This window comes from Nostoc sp. FACHB-888 (genome assembly GCF_014696655.1).
Lineage (GTDB): Bacteria > Cyanobacteriota > Cyanobacteriia > Cyanobacteriales > Nostocaceae > Nostoc.
Genome location: NZ_JACJQM010000255.1, coordinates 1 through 5,088 on the forward strand (window position 1 = coordinate 1; position 5,088 = coordinate 5,088).

Sequence of the window (5,088 nt, forward strand, 5' to 3'; positions counted from 1 at the left end):
CTATCTTCTGCTCTCTCTAACTGGACTAAATACTGCTTGATAAATTTGTAATCACCTCTGGCGTTGACTTTGGAGCGAGAATCTACTGGCGTTGTAGTATTACTTGCCAGGGCTATATCTTTAGCTGATTCTTCAGTCAGTCCAATGTGGATGGTAACTTTTACTCTGGCTTCGGTTAAATCGTATTTGTAATTTTTTGCTTGCTCAAAGGCTAAAACTGTATGCCCACCGTTAATAATCCCATCGCTACCGCCCTCGTTAGCTTCTAATATCTCCAGTTCTAGCTCAGTTTTATTTCTGTTGGGCTTAACTTTATTGGCTGACAGAACGATTCCACTGTGACGAGAGAAGAATTTTGCAGGTTCGGTCGTCAGCGAGTCGAAGATTTGTCTGTAGGTCGCGCTTTTGCGGTTCGGTTCGCGGATGTTCGGTTCTAGCGGCAGGTCTATAGGGAAACTGTCTACATGGGCTGTGGCGATAATGCAATTGGGATTGGCTTGAAAATGGTTATCTATCTTGATGTTCCAAGTCTTGGGCATACTTTATTTGTTGATGGAAGTAAATTCTATGTTAACCAAAACCCTGATCCTGATATCGCATTTCTCAAAATGCCGAGTCCGTTAGAGATTGGACTACAACATATCTCAGCATCTGGGTAGTTAAATTATTTGAATCTGCGGTAGAACTAACACAGATGAAAAGCCGGAATTCACAGCAAGCAACATTATATTTAATTTGTACAGTGCCTAAATCCTACTTTAGATAAAGAGTACTTAAACTCTCTATGTTTAGGTACTCCCTTATGCAAAGCTCTTTGGAACTATCAAGTAACAGTTTAGTTACTGCACTTACCTGCAAAAACTTACTCAAGATAGACTATTATTCATACTTAAGTTAGTTGCAAAAAGTGCTAATGTTAAAAAGTTTTATAGAACATCTATAACGCCGGCTTGAGCTGTTAGTTTCACTTGAAACGCATTTATACTTATTTTCGTTATGAGAATGGCTGCTTTACTAATATTCAGCAAGCGCACAGTACTATGACTTCCACTAAGATTCATTCACTTGTATGTATTTACTCTCGTGTTTTAGTCGTATTTTACACTCCATGTAAATGCTGGCAGTTTCGGATTGTTAGCCCCGATGGCACGGTATTGGGTGACTATCCGATTTACTATAGTGCTGAAGCAGCAGCCAAAGCTGGGCGTGAATGGATTTATCAAAAGCGGTAAAGCGATTAATTCATTTGGTGGCAACCTCAGTGGCAAAAGTACTCTCATCGCGTTAGCAGGAGAGTCATCACCTGTAGCCTTTAGAGAGAATTTAATTTGTAGCGATAGCTTTTAAAGCGATAACAGTCATTTTTTGCAATTCTTATCATTAGTTCTACTTTTTCTAGCAGATTCCACAGGCTTTCCACAGTTGTTTTACAAGATAATCGGCTTCTGTTCACCTAATGAGTATTTTGTCATGTCTGTAGCAATCAGTCTACATCACTGAGTTATTGTTAAGTAACGTAAACAAAACCTGCCTCTAACCCTCATTTTCACGTAATTATTTATTTTTTCTATATTTCTCTTTAACATTTAGCAACATTGACAAACCGAGCCAATCAGCACACAATAAATCGACTAGCCTTTGTCGCCCGTTCCATTTTGAACATCAACTGTATAAAAATATTCAGTTGTTAGTGCAAATGGTTTGGCAAGCGAGGAACGGGGTGAAACAGTACAAACGCTGCATCACCTCTAGCTTATTGTCTCTATAATTTGCTCTTTCGGAAGCTTTGAACGGATGAACTCAACCCAAAATATCTTTACTACCCTTCCTGAAACCCTGCATCAATCTCTCAATACCTACTTAGAAAAACATCCTGATTGGGATGAACGTCGGCTTATTACCGCAGCTATTTCTCTCTTTCTACTGCAAAATGCTGATGGTGACCGGAGTGTTTCCCAAGTTTATCTAGAAACTCTGTTTCGTCGCGGCTAATTTAGAAAAGTTAACGCTTATTAATAAGTTCTCAACTGTGACAAGAATTAATTCAATTCCCTTAAAAAAATTAATATGAGAAAGCCGTCTCTGATTATTTCTTTAGCTATACTAGCTTTTAGCAGCGTAGTTGTTAATAGCCAAGAAACCTACTCGCCCAATACTTACACTCAATCTGTTAAGCGTGAAGTTTTAGCAAGTGGTTATCCTATGCAAGATAAAAAGCAAATTCTTGAGCTTGTACGTTATACCATCGCACCAAGAACGAAACTCCCTACTCATACTCATCCGGGAATGCAGATTGAACGAGTAGAGGTGGGAACTCTAACTTATACTGTTGTGGAAGGAGAAGCTAAAGTAACGAAAGCTAACGGTACAGATTTAATTCTTCAAAAAGGGAAAACTATACAGCTTACAGTGGGAGATTCTTTAGTTGAATCTGCCGGAATGGTTCATTATGCAGAAAACCAAACAAACAAACCGATTATTTTATTATCTGCTTCTCTATTTAATGCTAATCAACCAAAAGCTATTCTAGCCAATCCTGCAAACAGATAAAAAGTACAAGCGAATTCAGTTTAGGCGATCGCACAAGTTTCCATCTGTACTACAATGCGACAAGCTTCGATATCGCCAGCTAACATGAGGTATGGGCTTTGGAATTGCACTCATAAGCAAAAACTTAGTGTGAATAGGTTGGTGTTTATGAGAAATGCAGACCTAACAGTGCGTCTGGTAGAGTTGGCCGTAAACGGGAGCTTTTCTTTAATTCTAGGTTTTTACTATTTATCTTCAGTAGTCAGAGAACGAATTAAGCTAATCGGCATTTAAGCTGCATAATATAAATGCAGAGTCGATTGAAAGTAACTATGCCACCACCAGCCAAAAATTTTTTAACTTCGGAACAAGTTACTCAGCTACAGCAGGCTCTTAAGGAGAGTGAGCTACCACACGTAAGGGAAAGAATTTTAATTATTCTGCTCCAAAACTACATTGCTCATCGTCTATTCCAATCAGTAGATGAGTTGAAGTCTTTACTCGATAAGCTATTGAACCAAGGTGAGCTAGTCATTAAGTGGCATCGAAAGATAAAAAACAAGGGCAATAGTGGCTATGTTGCAATTTAAATGCCGATTAGCTTAATTCCCGAATCACATCAGTTACTGGTCTGCCAGTCTTTGAGCAGTATTTTTCCAGCTTCTCTGCTTCACTTGATGTGAGATTGATTGTAAGTCGTTTAGCAGCCCATTTTTTATTCATAATAGATATTAGAAAAGTTTGATTTAGCAACTACTTCTCTAATATCAATCACTTAATATGTTCTTTAACATGGGGCTACCACTGGCTTTTAATTTAAGAGATGATGAAGCAAACTAATATGTTTTTGGAAATAATAGTGAGGACGTAAAGTCTATTTTATAGGATAAAGTTCTAGCTCATTAAAACCAATAATTATTAAGACATTATCAAGAAAGGATAAAATACTCTCACACAAAATAGGTACTCTGGTCAAGTAAGTTTTTATCGTTTCTTAAAAAAGCATTCTTTTGCATTTTGATATACATCAACATCCATTGCCAAAGCACTCTTATTGGAGATATTAAAGCGATTGAGGAAGCGATCGCGCTTTTTTTACATCTGCAATTCAACACTTACATTTCCCCCACTATCTGAAGAACAGCGATGGCTGCGCCAATGCCTGCCTTCTTGATGCCCGAACGCCAATAGCGTCTCCTCTCTTGAGAAGGGCTGTAGGGAGGACATTACAGCTTTGCAGTGATTGAATTGCTAGTGGTAAAGGCATTCATCTATGGCGCTACTTTTTCTTTAAACTGTAACAAGCAGAAAATGCAGGCACAATGGTTGCTGGAATTGTCGTTACCTCTTGGGTTTTGGAATTACACCCTTCACGCTAGTAGCGATGCTGAAGGCGGCAAGCTACGCGTCGCTCGAATGTGCTAAACCCTATAATTCCAGAGGCGTTACGCTTAATGTAAGGAAATAAACTTAGTTAAGATCCCAAAATGTCCTCACCACAAATCCAATCCTACGGTTGTAACAACTCTCTAGACCAGCCTTTATCCACTCTGCCGTCGTGGAAAATCAAACTGCTGTATGACGGTCAATGTCCCTTGTGTCTGCGTGAGGTTAACTTTTTGAAGAAGCGGGACGCAAGTCGAGGGCTGGTAGCGTTTGTAGATATTGCAGTTGATGACTACAATCCCCAAGCAGATGGCGGCGTTGACTATGAAACTGCAATGGGGCGTATTCATGCTGTGTTGCCAGACGGAACGCTAGTTAAAAATGTTGAGGTTTTCCGTCGCATTTATGAAATTCTGGGGATGGGATGGGTCTATGCTGCAACTTCCTTACCTGTTATCGGTGCTATTGCCAACTTCCTATATGGGATTTGGGCAGACTGGCGACTTTTCCTGACAGGGCGACCAGATTTAGCGACTATTGTACGAGAGCGTTCTTCTCGACAAGCTTGCAAGACCCAAAGCCGTTGTCGCTTAATGGATGAAGATGACTAAGCCCAGTTTCACAATAAACGAAGCCATTAAAATCGCTATAACCATTGTATAGTAAGCATTTTAGATTTTCAGATAAGTCTATTGAACCTTGGTTTTATACCTGGGCTGATGTCGGAACTGCCAGAGTTCGATTCTTATTTGAGTCTTTGGAAAACCTTAACTTTAATCAAAGTTTTTTCTGACTTACGGAAGCAAACAAAACAGCGAGTATTAAGCCAGGATGGAGATGAATACAACAACACGAACGCTGCTAAAGTAACAGTTGAGAAATACTGCCAGCATCAAGACAGAGAGTACAAAGAATATCAAAAAAAGCTTACTGAGTTGCAGGAGTAAAGCTGACAAGCAAGAAGAAATTAATGTGTAATTTTTTATGACAGTTAAATAATCTATCGCTTTCAAAACGCTTTATTAGATTGCTCTGATGTTGACTAATTTTCTGCCATTACAAGTTAATCAACCAATACGGTTCAGTTAAGGCTGAAAGACTGATTAGTGATATGAAATTTAAGAGCTTCAACTGGTTGTCCAGTACCTCTGTGTGTTGGCTTTTTAGAACGAA

At 39.1% G+C, this 5,088-nt stretch carries 8 protein-coding genes and 1 pseudogene; 7 read left to right on the forward strand and 2 right to left on the reverse strand.

Features of this window, described 5'->3' with window-relative positions; translation table 11 throughout:
- Positions 1 to 539, reverse strand: a 539-nt coding sequence (locus H6G26_RS38250; protein WP_190736920.1) for an AIPR family protein, incomplete at its 3' end; no start/stop codon positions are given.
- A 501-nt stretch (positions 540 to 1,040) separates the two neighbouring features.
- Between H6G26_RS38250 and H6G26_RS38255 the strand changes: the two genes are divergently transcribed.
- The 4 genes and pseudogenes from H6G26_RS38255 to H6G26_RS38270 all read left to right on the forward strand — a co-directional run.
- Entirely contained in the window at positions 1,041 to 1,232 is a 192-nt protein-coding gene (locus tag H6G26_RS38255) for a hypothetical protein (RefSeq protein WP_190736922.1), read from the forward strand.
- Positions 1,233 to 1,794: 562 nt separating this feature from the next.
- Complete coding sequence (locus tag H6G26_RS38260; RefSeq protein ID WP_100904448.1) at positions 1,795 to 1,992, forward strand: DUF2811 domain-containing protein; 198 nt, start codon at positions 1,795 to 1,797, stop codon at positions 1,990 to 1,992.
- 75 nt (positions 1,993 to 2,067) lie between these two features.
- Positions 2,068 to 2,550 (forward strand): cupin domain-containing protein, encoded by a 483-nt coding sequence (locus H6G26_RS38265; protein ID WP_190736924.1) that lies wholly within the window; start codon positions 2,068 to 2,070, stop codon positions 2,548 to 2,550.
- A gap of 425 nt (positions 2,551 to 2,975) precedes the next feature.
- Positions 2,976 to 3,119 (forward strand): annotated as a pseudogene (locus H6G26_RS38270) (IS630 family transposase); the annotation flags it as partial.
- Between the two features lie 7 nt (positions 3,120 to 3,126).
- Here H6G26_RS38270 and H6G26_RS38275 read toward each other — a convergent pair.
- Entirely contained in the window at positions 3,127 to 3,252 is a 126-nt protein-coding gene (locus H6G26_RS38275) for a ribbon-helix-helix protein, CopG family (protein ID WP_190736926.1), read from the reverse strand.
- A 516-nt stretch (positions 3,253 to 3,768) separates the two neighbouring features.
- Between H6G26_RS38275 and H6G26_RS38280 the strand changes: the two genes are divergently transcribed.
- From H6G26_RS38280 to H6G26_RS38290, 3 genes are all read left to right on the forward strand, one after another.
- Entirely contained in the window at positions 3,769 to 3,954 is a 186-nt protein-coding gene (locus H6G26_RS38280) for a hypothetical protein (RefSeq protein ID WP_190736928.1), read from the forward strand.
- Between the two features lie 62 nt (positions 3,955 to 4,016).
- On the forward strand, positions 4,017 to 4,526 hold the full coding sequence (locus H6G26_RS38285; RefSeq protein WP_190736930.1) for a DUF393 domain-containing protein: 510 nt from the start codon (positions 4,017 to 4,019) through the stop codon (positions 4,524 to 4,526).
- An 81-nt stretch (positions 4,527 to 4,607) separates the two neighbouring features.
- On the forward strand, positions 4,608 to 4,862 hold the full coding sequence (locus tag H6G26_RS38290; RefSeq protein WP_190736932.1) for a hypothetical protein: 255 nt from the start codon (positions 4,608 to 4,610) through the stop codon (positions 4,860 to 4,862).
- Positions 4,863 to 5,088 lie beyond the last annotated feature (226 nt).

Bases quoted from the DNA above. Each gene is read 5' to 3' on its own strand.
- H6G26_RS38285 (WP_190736930.1), top strand. From the start codon at position 4,017: ATGTCCTCACCACAAATCCAATCCTACGGTTGTAACAACTCTCTAGAC.
- H6G26_RS38260 (WP_100904448.1), top strand. From the start codon at position 1,795: ATGAACTCAACCCAAAATATCTTTACTACCCTTCCTGAAACCCTGCAT.
- H6G26_RS38255 (WP_190736922.1), top strand. From the start codon at position 1,041: ATGACTTCCACTAAGATTCATTCACTTGTATGTATTTACTCTCGTGTT.
- H6G26_RS38265 (WP_190736924.1), top strand. From the start codon at position 2,068: ATGAGAAAGCCGTCTCTGATTATTTCTTTAGCTATACTAGCTTTTAGC.
- H6G26_RS38275 (WP_190736926.1), bottom strand. From the start codon at position 3,252: ATGAATAAAAAATGGGCTGCTAAACGACTTACAATCAATCTCACATCA.